The following is a 16749-nucleotide window of genomic DNA, read 5'->3' as shown; positions in this document are numbered from 1 at the left end:
CTACTCTGCCGGTTCGGCCGTTAAAGTATTAATAGCAGCTTTAGTAGCTTCATAACTTGTTTTATACAAGAATAAAGCTGACTTTGGAGCTTTCTGTTCTTCAAGTGTTACGGTCCATCCGCCTTCTGTATCTTCACTATACTTATTGTTTTCAATAGTAGTAGCTGTAAGACCTTGATAATATCCAAAAACCTGAAAAGCGGCATCGCCCGGATTTGCTTCTTTTTGTAACCCCTTATATTTATTTTCCAACACTACAACGTAAGAACCGTTAGCCAAGCCGTCAATAATATCTGCACAAACATCCGGATCATTAGCTAGAATCACAAGTACAAGAGTGTTTGTGAATGAATTACGATATGTACCAGTAGCCAAAGCTGTGGTAGTTCCTGTAAATGGAGCCTTTCCTGGTACAATAACTTTATATGCTTTCTTCCCCGTCTTCATGGCTAGTGTCTCAATCACATTCTTACGGGTAGAATTGAATAGTGTTGCAGCAAAGTCTACATCTGCACGATTCATTATCACACCTTCCTGCTCCAAACCTTGTACAACCGGGTCATCACAAGACGGAGAAATATCTTTCTTCAAAATATCATCGCATACTCCCATAAATACCTCCTTTCCTAATATGCAACTTGTACCAGATTATCCTCGCCAATCATAGAACCAAGTTTACCTGTAGAATAGATATAATTCTTACGGGATTTTCTTTCAAACCAGATATCAAGGTCTGACATAGGGTTATCACCTTCACAGCCGTACATCAGATTGTCCGGAGAACACAGAACAGCACGATGGGGAAGATTCAATTTGGTTTTATCATTCTGATATGCTTGGATAAATCGATCCCAAATTGAACATTTTACAACTGTAACACCGTCATACTCCCCTACTTCAAGTCCGTCAAAAATAACTTCCCAAGGCATAATAACCTTATATTTTTCTCTCACGTCACGAGATAAAGAATCACACAATGATTTCGTAGCAAAAATTGCATGTCCAGACTTTTGGAAAATACGACTATCCGCATCTTCAAGCATTGCATCAAATATAGAAGTTGCAGCACCCAATTCTTTCATCTTGGATTTTTGCAAAGCATAAGATGCTTCAGCATTGGATGATATGACAGTATGCTGGCTAGCATTAGCTGTACATATAGCAAACAGACGTTTAAAGAAACCGTCACATGTTTTAAACAATTCAACATTCAAACCATCTGTAATTTGCCCTGAACCTTCAACATTGGCAGCATCCTTATCTCCAAACCAAGTAAAGCGCCACAACATTTTCATCATTGCTTCCGTTAGCTTCGGAAGGACGATTCCATCCATATACTCAGTAGAAGTAAGGTCCGCAATATTAGTACCGGTTTTTAGGCAATATTTAGCAATAGTGTTTTCCAAATCCTCATAACACATTTCCAATGGAACTTGCCAATCACCAATTTCCCAAACCTTTTGGGCTGCAGCAATAGCCACCTTTTGATATGTAGGATCACATCCAGAGCCTGCGATACCCACATCCTCCATTTCACCAATAAAACCAACTTTCTTGCCATTGGTCACTTTAGGCATGAACGTCATAAAACGCTCCATATCCTCATTCTGAAAGACTGTCAATTCAATCAAGTCTTTCAAATCTTTCACCGCCTGATTGTCCGGTGTCAATTTTGAAAAATCCAAAATAGGCATACTCAAATCTCCTTTCTTTACTTTTTAGCTCGCTTTTCTCTTTCTTCTCTCAACTTCCTCTGAATAGGTGTTTCCTCTGCACTGGCCTGAGGATCAACAGTTGTCTTAAAAGTCTGGGCACGTAAAGAAACCCTGTAGGTTGAGCAATGCTTCGCCAACCAATTTTCCCCACCTGCCATCTTTACAGCATTCAGAATCTTATTGTCCTCAACTGTACGGGCGTTAACTTTCAAAGCCGTATTTTCCGCTTCAAGTTCTTCAATGCGGGCCTTCAAAGCCTCAATCTCCTCATCACCATTTTCTTCCTCCTGATCTTTAATCTCCGTAATTACTCCATCGGTTACGATGATAGTCTTCCCATCAGGCATAACATGTTCACCGTCAGGAGACGCGGCATCCCCGACTTGCGGTTCTCCCTCTTCACGTTCCACCGTCAGTATATTACCTTCGGCGTCTGTCAACTCCATAGATATTACTGGAATATCCTCAATCTTTTGATAGCCACATTTGGCAAGCAACTTATCAATGATAGATTGCTTCACTGTCACTTGTTTTTCTTTGTTCATTTTTTTACTATTAAGTTTATAATCGATTCCTTTTGCTGTAGTTGGGACAAGAACAGCAGATATAAATCCTAATTGTTTTGCAACCTCTCCACCAAACCATGTTTCTTTATTCATTTGAGTTTCCAATACGTTTGGCTCTGTCCCTGTCCTTTCAACATAGACAGCTAACATCTTAGCTTTTTCCGTTTCCAAACTTGATTTAAGGGTTTCTATCGTTTCAAGGTCTAAGACATCGTCATACTTTGCCAAATATGGTTTGTGAATGAGAAACTTTGCATGGGGATAAGCCTTTCTGCGTTCCAGCGGTGCAGACAGTAGAATAATTGTCGCCATAGAAGCACATCTTCCAACAACAGTACAAGAAATTTCCTTACCCGATGCACGTAATGCATCATAAATTGCATACCCCTCAACAGTATCACCACCACATGAATGTATTTCAATGTCGATTGTAGGGTCAGCCGGGTCAAGCCATGAAAGAAAATATTGAATATCTGGAAACGAAAGCCCTTCATCGCCGGTCAAATACCAACTCTCCAGTTTATCTCTATCAGCTACAATGTCCTTATTAATGTATAATTTTGCCATACTACATAATTGTTTGTAACAAAGGTAGAAAACAGAATACGGCTTGAAGAATATAAGAAGTTTATTCCACTGACACGCTATGTCAGTAACTTTTAGCAATAACAAGAAAAGTTCTGATAAAATTAAAAGACATGCATTTATAGATTAAAATATGAAAATTCCCCCATTCTTACCTTGCATTTCCAAAATCAAGGCAAAAATAGGGGAATACCTCTGTTTCAGCTTACAAATATCAATAAGACTAATTCACCTTTCTATTTTCAAATAGTCTTTTGTTTCTATATTACTTTATTTCCCAAAATCGATACCCAGAAGCTTCATTATAAAAGGAGCTATATCCGTTTGTTTCATAACTGGTAATTCCTTTTTCTCAATCCCGCATCCAAATGCTACTAATGTCGTAGGGTCAATGCCTGATAGATAGCCATGCTTACCTCCAAACTTCTCTATAACATCCGCTCCGGTACGAGCAGTAGCAACAGCTACTCCTTTTACGGGCTCCAACGCAAACGCCACTTCTGGGTCACACCCAACCTTGCCTAATTCTTCTTTTTCTACTATACGGAATAATGCTTGGGTCGTATCTGGTAATGAAGTCAGTTTTTTGCGAATTTTATTCAAAGTAGTTTGATCATTCTTGTCTTTTAGATAAAGAAACATCATAGCTCCTGCTCCATGAAAGCAAGCTTTCCACTCTCCTCCAGGTTTTTCACTCAACAAACCTTCTTGCACTAACCATACGTTCGGAACAATACTTTTACTATAGTTCACAAAGCCGTGATCGCCGCATACAATTACGGTAGTATTGTATAATAATTTATTCCGTTCCAGATTTTCCAGAATCAACCCTACAGCATGGTCGGCACTTCCTACTGTTGCACTCACTCTGTCAGACCTCAATCCTGTAGCATGTTGGGCATAGTCAGTAGTAATCAGATGTATTGTCATTAGATTGGGTTTATAAGTATTCATAATATAATTGGCCATTGCGGCAGTACGAGCATCTCTATCCATAGAACCGGCACTAAAATTTTTATGGTTCAATTTTCCAGTGGCTTCCCGTTCCAATTCATCTAAAAAGCCTTTCGGAGTACAGTAGGGCTTGATGTATTCCAATTGATTAGCAACGGGCTTTACCGACCAATATTCAGGTACATTATAATGAATAGATTTTGCTCCTACAGATACAGGCCAAAAGAGAGAGGCTACGATCAACCCGTTTTGGTTTGCAGAATCCCAGATTGTAGTTGCTTTGATAGAGTCTGCATACCAATAGCTTACGTTTCCTGGTTTGTTCTCTGTAAAAGGAGAGTTATAGTAGATACGATGTTGAACAGGTTCTACTCCTGTCACAATAGTTATGTGTGAAGGGTATGTAGCTGTCGGAGTAATTCCTTTGATACGTTCCACAAACAATCCATCCCGCTTCATTCTTTTTAAGTTGGGTGAAGGCATTGTACTATCTGTTACCATTTCGGTTCTCATTCCATCAATGGTAATAAGAATGACGTGTTTAGAACGATCGGCAGCAGTCGCGGTGCCTATTAAACAACTACATAAAAACATTAAAATATTTCTTTTCAATTTCATCGTTTGATTAGTTAAAGAAAGGAGCCACATATTCTGAAGATTTATTTTGTACGATAACGCGATTCATATTGTATTTAATAACTACTGTTTTAGTATCCTTATTCATTTCGAAGGCATCCATCTCCTGATTTAAAGGAATAAAGGGAGGTATTTGAGCGGTTGTATAATTGGCAGCTGATGGAGTGTTTGCTGCTTCTGTTTCACATATCGGCAGCCGGATTCCTAAATCAGCTACCCGCCGTCCTTCTGCTATGAATATCTCCTGACGCATGAGATAGAGTATTTCCAGTAAATTATCCACTGTGGTTGGATTATCTATCATCGCTTCTGTGACAGAAGTTCCTGAAATGTAAGGAATAGAAATTAAATTGGGCATTTGACGATCAAGTACTAACCCACTTCTTAGTTCATCTTCAGCCGAAGCAGCTACTTTGTATTCGGAACTGTTGGGATATTCTTTGTATCCTCCGTTATAACGTCCTTCTAATTGGTCGTTAATATCGGTTTCTACCGGACGTTTTTTTACAAGTGCCAACAATTCCTTCAAAATACTTTTTGCTCCATTAAGATCATTATCAGCTAAAGCTGCTTCGGCCAGAATCAGATAAGCTTCTTCCGCTTTAGCTATACAGATAGGACGTGCTTCAGTTGCGCTGTTCTTCTGAAAATATTTCGGATCAAGAAAATCAAGTCGAGGTAACGGCTGAAAGTTTGTTCCGTAGATATATCCTTGTATAGAACTTTCTACACCGTTATCTCCATCATATTCAATCTGCTCTACAAAGTCCTTGGACAAGGCTAACGCATTATTTGAATATTGCACAGCATTTGTTTTGTCTCCTAACCTATAATAAGAGCGGGCTATCACTATATTTATGAATGCTTTTTTACCAGCATCATTAGTATAGTTCAAAGCCTCTGTAAAGGTGGAAATCGCTAGATTCAAATTTTCCTGCCAACTTTTTACCTCTCCTCCGTTTTCAACAGGAAGCGCAAGAAAATACTCTCCTGCCAGTAAATAAGAAAAACCTTTTATATAATAAAGGTTGAAACGCTGAGCATCTGTAGTAGTCGCATCGGCTGCAGCCACCACTTCTAACCCCTGAATAGCGGTTTCACGTAATGTACCAATATGGCGTTGCAAGTTTGTGACATCTACATCTGTGTATAAGATTGTAGGGAAATCAAAAACTTTGCTGCTTTGACTGTAATTATTGAAGTAATTATCAGATAGTATTTCTATGAGTTCCACATACGTACCTATAATGGTGGCAAATGAACGGTTGGCTCCATTTACCCAAGTACTCATTGCATTTGGGGTCTGCAAGAACGTCTTTTCGTCCACGTTAGGATTGATAATGTCATTGGGCTGCAACAGCTCGCATGATGCGCATGATAAGGCTAAAGCCCCTAACAGAATACAGTTTTTTATCTTCATTTTTATTATTTCATTAAGAGTTGGACATTTTTAGAAAGAGATACGAATAGAACCTACATATTGCCGAGGAGTGGAGTATGAAGAATAATTTAGTCCACCTACGGCTACTGCACCTTGAGAACGAGCTCCTGCCAAAGCTGCTTCAGGATCTACAGAAGAAGCCGTAAAAGCAAACGGGTTATAGACATTAAAACCAAAATTGATGTTCTTCAAATACTTTTCAGGCTTATAGTCATAGGAAATCCCAATATTCCTAATTTTCACAAAATCCGACTTTTCTACGAAAAAGTTTGTGAAATTTAACCAATTGGCACCTTGATCTAATCCTTCCAAAGCTTTTTCCGGTATTGCACTGTCTTTTAATCCTTTGGAGAAACGGAATTGACGGTCGAACGAATGTACGTATGCTCCGTATTGATAATCACCGTTAATCATCAAAGACAGATTTTTATAGCTTGCAGAAAGAGAAAAGTTTCCATATACAGTAGGGAGTGTGGACCCTAAATTCTGTAAAGGAAGAATTTCTTTTAATGAGTTATCCGAATTCAGTACAGCTTTGTAACCGCGGATGAAACCTACCGGCTGTCCTTCAGCTACTACAGTTTGCACTGTTCTTGACGAGAAGCCACCAATAGCAAATGGTACTGCATTACCGATACTCAGAACCTTGTTATGGTTGGTGTTGTATGATGCATTCAAGCGAACATTCCAGTCTTTAGTATCTACCAGTTGTAATCCTACACTCAATTCAATACCTTTGTTCTCAATTTCCCCTACATTAGACAGATAGTTGGCCGACTGTCCTGATGAGGGAAGAGACGGAATACTGAAAAGGGCATCTTTAGTTAAAGCATAATAATAAGTAAAACCAAGATTTAAAATACGATTAAAAAGAACCGCATTAAAACCCGCTTCATAAGAATGTTTCTTTTCTGGAGCCAAATCCGGGTTTCCATATTTACCGAAAGAAGCGGCTTGTTGTCCTTGAAATGAATTGAAAGCTACTGTGCGTTGATATTCAAAGGCTGGCGGATAGCTACCTGCCACACCATAGTTTGCCAAAATACGTACATTGTTAATAAAATTACTTTCTTTAAAACTTTGCATGAAAGGTTCTTCGGAAAGTACATAGGAAATTCCCACTTTCGGATAATACTGCCAACCTACATTGTCACCAAAAGCTGTGTTGTAATCCGAACGTAGTCCCAGATCTATGTAATAACGATCCAAAAAGCCGATATTCTCCTGAATAAAATAACCATAGTTATATAGATAACTCAGCCATTCATTGGAAGTCAATGTTCCTGCCCCTGCTACTATTTGCGCACCATCTCGCACATTGGTACCATTATAAACAGATTGGTGGTCGTATGTGCTAAAAAATTGGAAACCAGCTGTAGAAATCAGACTGAAGATGTCCTTATAACGATATTTGTGTTGTCCATTTATATCGATAGTCAAACCGAAATAATTACGGTCAAAATTAAAAATACTTCCCGCGTCTGACGTACCTTCCGGCTTTTGCTGGGTGTGTATCAGATATTCATTGGTAATGATGTTCTTATTATTATTCAGACGGTAGTCCACTCCTAGTATGCCTTTAAAGGTGAGATTGGTTAACGGGGCATAACTTAAAGACTGTGAAGTTTGGAAACGTTTCACAGATTCCCGGTTATTCTGTAATGCTTCAGCTGTGTTTACAAAAGATTTCATTTGGGCAAAAGCATAATCATCCAAGGCATCCAAATCGGCTCCATAGTTTACTTGCTTACCTTCAGTATTTGTATATTTAAAATTAGTTGCGGCTGCACCTTCCGTAAACCACAATCCTGTATATCCACCTTGGTTGCCGTTACGGCTACGAGCAAAGTCCTGTATCACCATACCAAATGAATTCTGATACTCAAGAACTTTGTTGAATTTCACTCTTGAGCCGAAACGTAGGTCATACTTACGGTCTTCGTTCCCATCCTTTATCAGAGTACCGGTACTATTGCTCATGTTCGCTCCAAAACTATAGCCATATTTTTCAGCTCCACCATCAAAGCCGATACGGTATTTTTGAGTAAATCCTATTTGATGCAATAATTCTTTTGTACGTTTAAAATGATAAAATTGTGAAGAAGCCACATCCGCCTCTAACTGGGTTTCAGCAAAAAAAGAAATCTTTTGCTCTGTTCCCTTTTTAGTAAAAATCTGGATGACCCCGTTGGCAGCATCTGAACCGTAAAGTGTAGTAGCTGCACCGCCTGTTACATATTCTATGTGGTCAATGTTTTCCATAGGAATATCACCTATAGAGCCAGTCACGGCACTATTACCGCTTAAAGAGTTATTTAAGGTGGCTCCCGTATTCATATTATCCACACGTACGCCATCTACATAAATTACCGGAGTAGAATTAGAATAGGCAGATGACAGCCCCCTTGATTTAACTAATGAAGTGGTACCAGCTTGACCACTGGCCATCGTAATTTGCACATTAGGTAGGGAGTTCTGCAATATCTGATCGATTCGCCCTTGCTTCATACGTTCCAGTTCTTTACTATTGACTGTCGTTACATTCGATGATAAACGCCGTTTCTGTACTTCTGCACCTTGCCCAGTTACTACAACCTCATCCAGTTTGAAATTGTCTTGGTCAAGCTCTACCTTAATGTTGTCAGCAGGGTTTACAGCTAGCAGTTGAGTTTCATATCCTATATAGGACACTTTCAATTTAGATCCTCGGACAGCCGTTATCTGAAATTCGCCATCCATATTAGTAACCGTTCCAATCGAAGGATTATCGCTTAGTACCAATGTTACCCCCGGCAATCTTTCCTGTGTTTTCTTGTCAAAAATAACACCTTTCATTTTAACCGTAGCCACTTTCTTTGAGACCTCCTCATCGGATGTCAAGACGTAGCCCTTTTCTACTTTTTTACGCTCTAACATTGTTTTCTGAGCAGCCATCATATAAGATGTGCTCAGTAAAACAGTTAAAACAATCAAAATACCTTTTCTCATTTTAGTACGTTAAGTAATTAATAAATTTGATTCAATAATATCTTTTACGTACTATTGACACAAAGCATGTTCAAAAGTGTATAACGGCTGCATTTCTTTTGTATGTCAATTTCATTTCAGCCATACTCACGTTATTTCTTTGTGGAATAAGGGAATATTGACAACCCTGCCTCTATTCAACATGATTTCTAAGATAATATTTCAGTAACTTCAAAGATTGTGTATAGTAACATTTGACTGTGTTTATCGGTATATTCAATTCATCCGCTATTTCTTGATTGTTTAATCCCCTATATATTTTCAACAGGCAAATCTCCCGTTTGAAACTTGGCAGTTGCTTTACAGCCCAACGTAAATAGCTGAACTTCCTTTCTTCTTCAAGTTTTTCTTGTAAGCCATCATCAATAATATTATTCTGTTCAGTTCTTTCCATATCCTCTCTTGCGATTATATCATTCGTATCCCGAATCATATTTAACAAATAATTTTTCGTCATAGTATAAAGATAATTTCTCAAGTGTACTTTAATATGGCAAGTGGAGTGTACTTCCCACAGGTGCAAGAAAACCTGCTGAACGACATCTTCTGCGAGATTTCTCTCTTGCAAATACCTGTACGACAGACTATAAAGCATCGAATAATACTTATTATAAAGCTGTGTAAAAGCATCTTGATTACCTTGTTTTAGTAGTGAGAACAAATATTCATCCTCATAAGTAACCTTTGTCATTATCATAACCTGGGTGTATTAAAATAGATTGCAAATCTATAGAGCAATTAAAATATACCTAATTACAAGAAAATTACATTTTAGTTACAAACCATATATACAAATTTGTTTTCAACATTTTTCCTAAAGTAAAACTCTATTTTTAGCAAGAAAAAATATCTGGCACCTATATCCTAATTAGGTTTGAACACAGAATTAAAAAAATAATTCACAATGAAACCTTAGATATTAACTGTACTTGAAAATTTATCAATGATTCGATAAATTGTCCTTTCTGCAATATTATACTCATCAGATAAATATTGCATGATATAGGTCTTTTTATGCCCTTCCCGTAACAAGCGCATATATTCCTGATATACTGGGATGTATTTCACATCCCCAACATCAAGAGAAACACCATCCATTACTTGGAGGATGTTCCTATTCAGAATTAATAACTCATACGCATTCATACACTACCAAGATTCTCGACATACTTTACTCTATCTGCAACAGAAGTAAATTCCTCTACGGACAATACCGGCGGCGGAGCCATCATCATACCCTTTGCAACAGCTTTGGAAAGCATATCTTCACCCAACGCCTGATTGGATGAAGTAGTGACGTTGATAGGAATGCCACCACCCATTTGGTTAAAAGCTGATAATAACGGAGCAAACATAGAAGTCGCGGCAGCCGTCATTACACTTTCACCATTAGATAACATCGCCGGTATAGAGTCACTTGTACCCGAGCCCGGACCTACTACTGAACCACCCTGTGCAAATTTAGCACTTTTTACCGTAGAAATAGCAGCCGCAATGTTAGAAAGTATAGTAGCTATACCACTTGCCATTGTACCAAGTCCAATGATACCCTTTCCTGCTTCCGCTGAAACCATTTTAGAAATAGCCTTACCTGTATTGATTGCAATTTCAGCAAGAGCCAAAGCCTTACTTGCAATGGCAAAGTTACGGTCTTGATTACCTATCTCATCTGTCAAGGCAATAAGTCCATTTGTAACAGTAGCCATAGCATCATATTTGGATTGTTCAATAGCTATCTCCTTATCTGCAACAGCTTTCTTTGCATCATTATAGTCATTTTGAGCTTGAAGTTTACGCAAATTAAAAGCTTCTATACTTTCCCCCTCAAGTTGCTGTATAGTATTCAACTCTGCAAGCTTCTGCTCCATCTTAATACGGAGAATTTCTTGTTCGTCACCGTATGTCTGGGCTATTTCTGTTTCAAAACGTATCCTTAATGCATCCTCTTGTTTCTTGATAATGGAGTTATTATGCTGCTTGGTCAAATCATCAACCTTCTTGTTGTACTTCTCTATGATAGTAAGTTTCATCTGCTCGGTTAGCTCTTTCTGCTGAAGCTCCGCATCACGTTGGGCTACAAGTTGCTGCATCTTTAATTGATACTCCTGCTCGCTTCCGGCTTTTACAGATTCAAGTTGTAGGGCAATAAGTTTCTGCCGATTTTCAATCTCCTTTTTCAGTTCTTCATCAGAGAGCTTTTGCAAAGCAACTGTTTTCTGCTGCTCAAGAGAAAGAATCTGTTTCCCGATTTCCTCCTTAGCACGAGGTGTCAAGTCCTTTTCGATTTTCAAACGGCTTTTCAAATCTTCAATCTGACGGCTATATTCATATTCTATTTCTTGCGTCTGCTTCTCCCGGCTATCCTTAATGAGTTTCAGCATTTCATTCTCAGCCTTACGTATCTCTTCTAACTCCTTCTTTTTGATTTTAAGAGCTTCGGCCACAGCCTTAGGGTCAGTAATCGGCGTCTTCTTTTTATCAGTATCCCCGGTATATGAAGACACTAAATTAATAGTCTCTTTCCTGGATTCCACAGCCGATAACTGTGCTATATAATCATTCCATGAAGAAGCGATATCCTTGTTTATGGCTGAATTAGAACGATCTTTGCCTATTCCCTGACGCCAGAATGAAACATCATCTAGCTCTTTATTATATTTCTCATTGATAGCAATAGTTTCCTGCAAGTATTCTTCTTCCTGTTTCAGAGATAAATTTAGCATCTGCAGCCTTTCTTCTTTGGCCTTTTTTAAAGCTTCTTCCCCAGAAATCCCCACTTTCACATATCGAATTCGTGCCGCCTCTATCTTGGCATATTCATCTCCGACATTAGCCTCTGCAACATTCTTTCCAAGCTCAACAGCCGCTTTAGTTTCCCGTTCTGATATGTCTTCTACCGATTCAAACAAAGTTCGTACATCTTTAATCAAAGAGGATAAAGCATCATTGACGAAAGTCTCAACCTTAGCCGTCATTTTCTCAAATGAACCACCTGTAGCGTCAAAAAGCAAAGCGACCTCTTTGGTTAGTTCCGTTTGAGAAGCGAGCAAGTCATCTTCCACTTTACCCAGTTCCCCGGTCTTACCTTTGACTTCATTTAGATTAACAGAAATATCTTTCAAGGTACGGATATATTGCAAGCCGGCATCTTCTCCCGGACCGCCAAAGATATCTGCAATGGCAGTTCCAACCACCGCACTGCTTTCCGGTAGTTCATTCAATTTGGCAGATACTTCCTGCATGATTTGAAAAGTAGTCTTTGCTCCTGTCTGCAAATCTTTCTGGACTTGTTTAGAGCTGATACCGATACCATCCAATGCACCAGCCGTTGATGTAGTCATTTCCCGAAGCCGGGTATTCGCCTCTTTGATAGTATCAATTCCCTTATCAGAGAAGACACCCTGCTTATTGGTTTCTGCAATAATAGCAACGAACTGATCCGCAGAGATACCAGCCTCTTTGAAGTATGCCGGATATTCTTTCAAAGCAGATAGGAACTCACCATTCGCATCTGCTCCGGCAATGAAACCATCTTTGATTACTTTCAACGCTTCATCAGAAGATATGCCAAACTGTTTTTCTACGGAATTAATAGCAGTCAACATATCCCGGAAGTCTTTACTGTAGTAATCAGCCAAAGCTTGTACTTCACTCCGATAGATTTTCAAATCATCGCCAGACTTATCCGTAAATTGCTTTGTCAATTTGGTAGCCTCTTTTACCCCCTTATTGTAGTCATACCACCATTTGAAAGCAAAACCGACTCCGGCAACACCTGCTATACTCATAAATACCGGATTTTTCAATAATGCCTTTAGCGTTGAACCTAAAGCAGATGCTTCTGTCTTCATATTGGAGAAAAAGCCTTTCACTCCATTTGAGTTCTGGGCGATATTCAACAAAGAATTTGCAAAGTCATTATTGATACCTACAAAATCTTTCAAAGCTTCCTCGTAATTACCGACATTACGATAGAAACGCTGTGTACCCTCTTCCGCTTCCTTCAATTCATCGGTAATGGCATTTATCTTATCTTGAATCTCTTTGCCCTTGGCACTGTTACGTTCCGCACGACTTAACCTATCATAAGAAGCAGTCAAATTAGAAAGTTCCGCACGTAATCTAACTAAGCTACCTTCAAGCTCCGTCTGTTCCTTACGCTCATTCTGTATTTGCTTACTCAGAATTCGAACAGCCTCGTTCACTTCACGAGTAGCAATCTTGGTTTCTGATAACTGTAAGTTATACTCTTTGCGACTCATACGTCCTGCTTTCAAATCCTCTTTTAAAGTTTGTTCTCTTTTTCGAAGTACATCCAGCTGAGTACGATATTCTGCGATTTTTCGGATAGCATCATCGTATCGTACCCGAATATCCAGCACTCTTTCTTCTACATTTTCCATAACTATACCTCCAACTGTAATAATTTACACTCACATATCCCCGTATCTTCTGCCTTTACAGATATAATAGCATAGTATCTACCGTATTGGCCCAGATATACCGGAACCGTTACATCCAACTCTTTTAGCTCAATATCGTTAATTTCAATTTTTTCCGTAATGACAACCGGATTATGTACCACCTTTTGGTATGATTGATAATTTTTAGACAACAAGGCATGCCATGACAACCCGTTGAATGTTGCCCTTGACTTACCATTGTTACTAATCTCCAACAATATACGAGGTTCAACTTTCCCTATCTTTCCAATCTCCTCGTTATCTTCATATTCATAAATTGGAATATATGCTTTACCGGTTCTCGTATCGGTTGCGGCAAAAGGAAGCGTAACGCTATCTTTACTTAGTTCAATAGTCTCATCATCAACATTGATGCATCCTTCATAATCTCCAGATACTGTTTTGTCTTCTTTCCACTTGTAGACATTCTTTTGAGCGAATCCATCAAGAGAAAACGAGATAGTTTTAGGTTTATTATCCTGATACGACGCAACCACCTTCGTAGTCCAATCTATAGCCCTAGACTTGTTAGTTATAACTTCATCCATTGAAACAAACCTAACCGTAACATCATCTTTGACTACAGCAAATGTACCAGACATAACAGATAAAGACTTAATGAAATCAATCTGCTTTATGTTTGGCAAATTGGATATAATAGGATAATATCCATCGCTTATTCCATCTTCAAAAACATTGGTTTCTTCAGTGAATGCCAATAACCCGACTACAAAGGTTGTACTCCCCCAACTGTTTGTAAAGAATCCAGTATCAGCAAAGGCGAAATAGATCACATCTCCCGCAGCCAATACAGATGTATAATCATCATATTCAAAAGATACAAACCAATTTTGACTCCCTTGCTTTTCTAAATCTATATAACCAACGGAGAAGACTTCCTCCGCAACCCCATTCACTACTTTGTAAGCTACAAATCTCGGATTAGAAACCTCTGTTCTCACAAAATTAAAAAACATTCTTCCCATGATCCGGATTTTGGTATTGTTCTTCAAAATCTTCATGCCTTCATACTTGGATGAACTAAGGTCTACCGTTTCCAGATAATCTGTTTTTTTATAAGTAGACGTACTACCTCTCAAAACATATCCATAATCATGATTGGGTCGCGTTCCGTTCACATACTCATAAGTGATTCCGAATTGATTATTATAATCCTCTCCCTTTCCTTTCTTGGTTAACATCGGGATAAGGAGTTTGTTAATCAGATTATCTGTGACATTGGTAGGAAATAAGAATTTGATACCGCTATCCTGGGATATACGTTCTAAAATCCAACCTGCCCGGACACATGGATGGATATAGTTCTTGTTATCATAATTCCGTACCCCCATATTCATATCGGACATGATAAAACTTGCACCATCTTGATAATTACTAATCTCTCTTTTCCAAATAGTATAATACTCAGGATAACTATCTTTCAAATCATTCAATGTTTTGTCACCCTCAATAATGTTAGATAACAAGCTAATATTCCCCCACGTCAAAGCTATTTCAAAAGAATCCGCCCCAGTCATTAATACAGCTTTCCCGTTAGAAATAATTTCAACCCCGTTACGGATATACCTTGTATCATGAAACGTTCTCGGATAGTCAGTCTGGCATGCCGGAAGGTCAGCATGTTGGATAATACGTTGATTCCTGACTGTCTTAGGCAACTTGATCGTATAACTGTTATTGCTTACGATCTTACTCAAATCGGTAAACAGGTTACTTTTATAGTTCAAAGTAATCTTAGTACTGTCATCCAAATCCACCAATTCACCGTCAATAAACAATAAATCATTTCTCATAAGCTTTGCACCCTTATCTCTGGTAAAATAATCGTTGCTACAAAATCTTGAAGAACAGCACGAGTTTTGTTAAAAGTTTCAACCGCAATGTTCACCCCTTGCCACCGTTCCTTTTTATCAACATCTTTTCCCATGTACATATCTACTACTGGAGACATGGTAAGTTGAAAAAGGAAATCGTATGTATCACTATCCACCAATGGAGCACATACAGGAAGTGTATTTTCTTCTGTCTTACGCTGTTTACGTCCGGTGCCGCCATGATAACCATTTACATAGCTATAATCACGCATATTATTACGAATGAATTCCCCGTTATTCACCACTTGCTTCTTTTCATCACCAGCCTTAAACAACCAATAGCAATAAAATCCATGCCGGCTAATCCAACGAAGATATACCCCGCTTGTACAGTCATCAATAAGCAACCGGACACTAGAGGAAGCTCCCGCCACTATATGAAAAGTGTAGTCAAATGTCATATCGAATACGCTTCCAACAGTTCCAGTTCCAGACAAATCAAATTTCACTTCTTTTTGAGCATCGATTCCCGTCAAGAATAGATTGTAAATATTACGTTTGGGTAACCTGACAGCAGGTAAGGACTTACCATCAGCAGTAACATTGACGCTGCTTTCCCCGGCTGAGTACATACCTATTGTAAATGGGAAGTTCTTGAACCATGTTAACACTCTGTCGCCATTATATCGCTCTCCGATTTTCATCGCTCCCCAAACGACATAAGTCTCAAATTGAAAGCTCTCTCCTAACTGCCCATTCTCGGAATACATGTTCAGATCAAATGAGAATAACCGCCCCAACTGTGTATCTTCCGCACCTGACAAAGAATAATCTATCCTTCCAAATTGAATTGTATCAAAGTACGATTGGGTATAAAAGGATAAGTCGAAGAAGCATGTACTTTGAAACAACGCCCTTTTTTCGGAGTGTTCAATCCCCGTTGCTACATCACGTACAACAGCTTCTATCCATGCCCATGGATGGCCCAAAACGTTTACAACCATCGGATTAAAGCAGAAAGCTATCTCATCCGGATATTCAATCGTTGTATTATCTATCTTATGAGTTCGCATTGCTATTCAGATTTATATGTTTCACATCCTTTGAGAAAATACCAAATACACGATTCATTATATTTTGTATTGCTATTTCAATATCTTTTGAATATATGTCTTCATGTTTCCCTGTACGATAAAGCCTGGTACCTTTTTCTGCTATTTTCCGGGCTACGAGATAAGCAAATGACTTAGGCTTTTCTACTTGAATACCTTTATCTATCATCCACTGCCGAATAATCTTATAAAAACCCTTAGGTACTTTCCCCGGTCCACGTCCTGTTTCCAATACACCGAAAGCCTTCCTACCAAACAGAATTCCATGATCATCATCCACTACGACATGCAAGCTCTTGATAGTCCTTCCACTTGCACGCTGCCCAGCCTGTATATGGTTCTCAACAATACGCTGCCGAAGACTTTCCAATTCTTCATTCAGGATACCCTTTATCTCTTTTCTCCTATCTTCCAT

The 16749-nt window shown here is 38.8% G+C and carries 11 protein-coding genes; all 11 read right to left on the bottom strand.

Annotation, left to right across the window (positions count from 1 at the left end; all coding sequences use genetic code 11):
* The 11 genes from DXC10_RS12960 to DXC10_RS12905 all read right to left on the bottom strand — a co-directional run bounded on the left by DXC10_RS12960 (position 1) and on the right by DXC10_RS12905 (position 16749).
* On the bottom strand, positions 1 to 612 hold the full coding sequence (locus tag DXC10_RS12960; protein ID WP_117738019.1) for a hypothetical protein: 612 nt from the start codon (positions 610 to 612) through the stop codon (positions 1 to 3).
* Between the two features lie 14 nt (positions 613 to 626).
* A complete protein-coding gene (locus tag DXC10_RS12955; protein ID WP_147331312.1) occupies positions 627 to 1700 on the bottom strand; it encodes a hypothetical protein in 1074 nt (357 codons plus the stop codon).
* Positions 1701 to 1711: 11 nt separating this feature from the next.
* On the bottom strand, positions 1712 to 2848 hold the full coding sequence (locus DXC10_RS12950; protein WP_117738017.1) for an ATP-dependent Clp protease proteolytic subunit: 1137 nt from the start codon (positions 2846 to 2848) through the stop codon (positions 1712 to 1714).
* A gap of 288 nt (positions 2849 to 3136) precedes the next feature.
* The gene (locus DXC10_RS12945) at positions 3137 to 4414 is read right to left on the bottom strand and encodes an alkaline phosphatase family protein (protein ID WP_233519959.1); all 1278 of its coding nucleotides are present in this window, start codon (positions 4412 to 4414) and stop codon (positions 3137 to 3139) included.
* 31 nt (positions 4415 to 4445) lie between these two features.
* Positions 4446 to 5876 carry a hypothetical protein gene (locus DXC10_RS12940; RefSeq protein ID WP_117738015.1) on the bottom strand — a complete coding sequence of 477 codons (1431 nt, stop codon included), beginning with the start codon at positions 5874 to 5876 and terminating at the stop codon, positions 4446 to 4448.
* A 30-nt stretch (positions 5877 to 5906) separates the two neighbouring features.
* Complete coding sequence (locus DXC10_RS12935) at positions 5907 to 8885, bottom strand: TonB-dependent receptor domain-containing protein (RefSeq protein WP_117738014.1); 2979 nt, start codon at positions 8883 to 8885, stop codon at positions 5907 to 5909.
* 172 nt (positions 8886 to 9057) lie between these two features.
* Complete coding sequence (locus DXC10_RS12930) at positions 9058 to 9621, bottom strand: RNA polymerase sigma factor (protein WP_117738013.1); 564 nt, start codon at positions 9619 to 9621, stop codon at positions 9058 to 9060.
* A gap of 445 nt (positions 9622 to 10066) precedes the next feature.
* On the bottom strand, positions 10067 to 13327 hold the full coding sequence (locus tag DXC10_RS12920) for a phage tail tape measure protein (protein WP_117738011.1): 3261 nt from the start codon (positions 13325 to 13327) through the stop codon (positions 10067 to 10069).
* A gap of 2 nt (positions 13328 to 13329) precedes the next feature.
* A complete protein-coding gene (locus DXC10_RS12915; protein ID WP_117738010.1) occupies positions 13330 to 15201 on the bottom strand; it encodes a hypothetical protein in 1872 nt (623 codons plus the stop codon).
* Entirely contained in the window at positions 15198 to 16295 is a 1098-nt protein-coding gene (locus DXC10_RS12910) for a hypothetical protein (RefSeq protein WP_117738009.1), read from the bottom strand. Before DXC10_RS12910 ends, DXC10_RS12915 begins: the two co-directional genes overlap by 4 nt.
* On the bottom strand, positions 16282 to 16749 hold the full coding sequence (locus tag DXC10_RS12905) for a hypothetical protein (protein WP_117738008.1): 468 nt from the start codon (positions 16747 to 16749) through the stop codon (positions 16282 to 16284). Before DXC10_RS12905 ends, DXC10_RS12910 begins: the two co-directional genes overlap by 14 nt.

Origin of the sequence: Bacteroides sp. OM08-11 (assembly GCF_003438665.1) — a bacterium.
Taxonomy (GTDB): Bacteria; Bacteroidota; Bacteroidia; order Bacteroidales; family Bacteroidaceae; genus Bacteroides; species Bacteroides cutis.
This window is presented reverse-complemented; position numbering and strand designations above follow the sequence as displayed.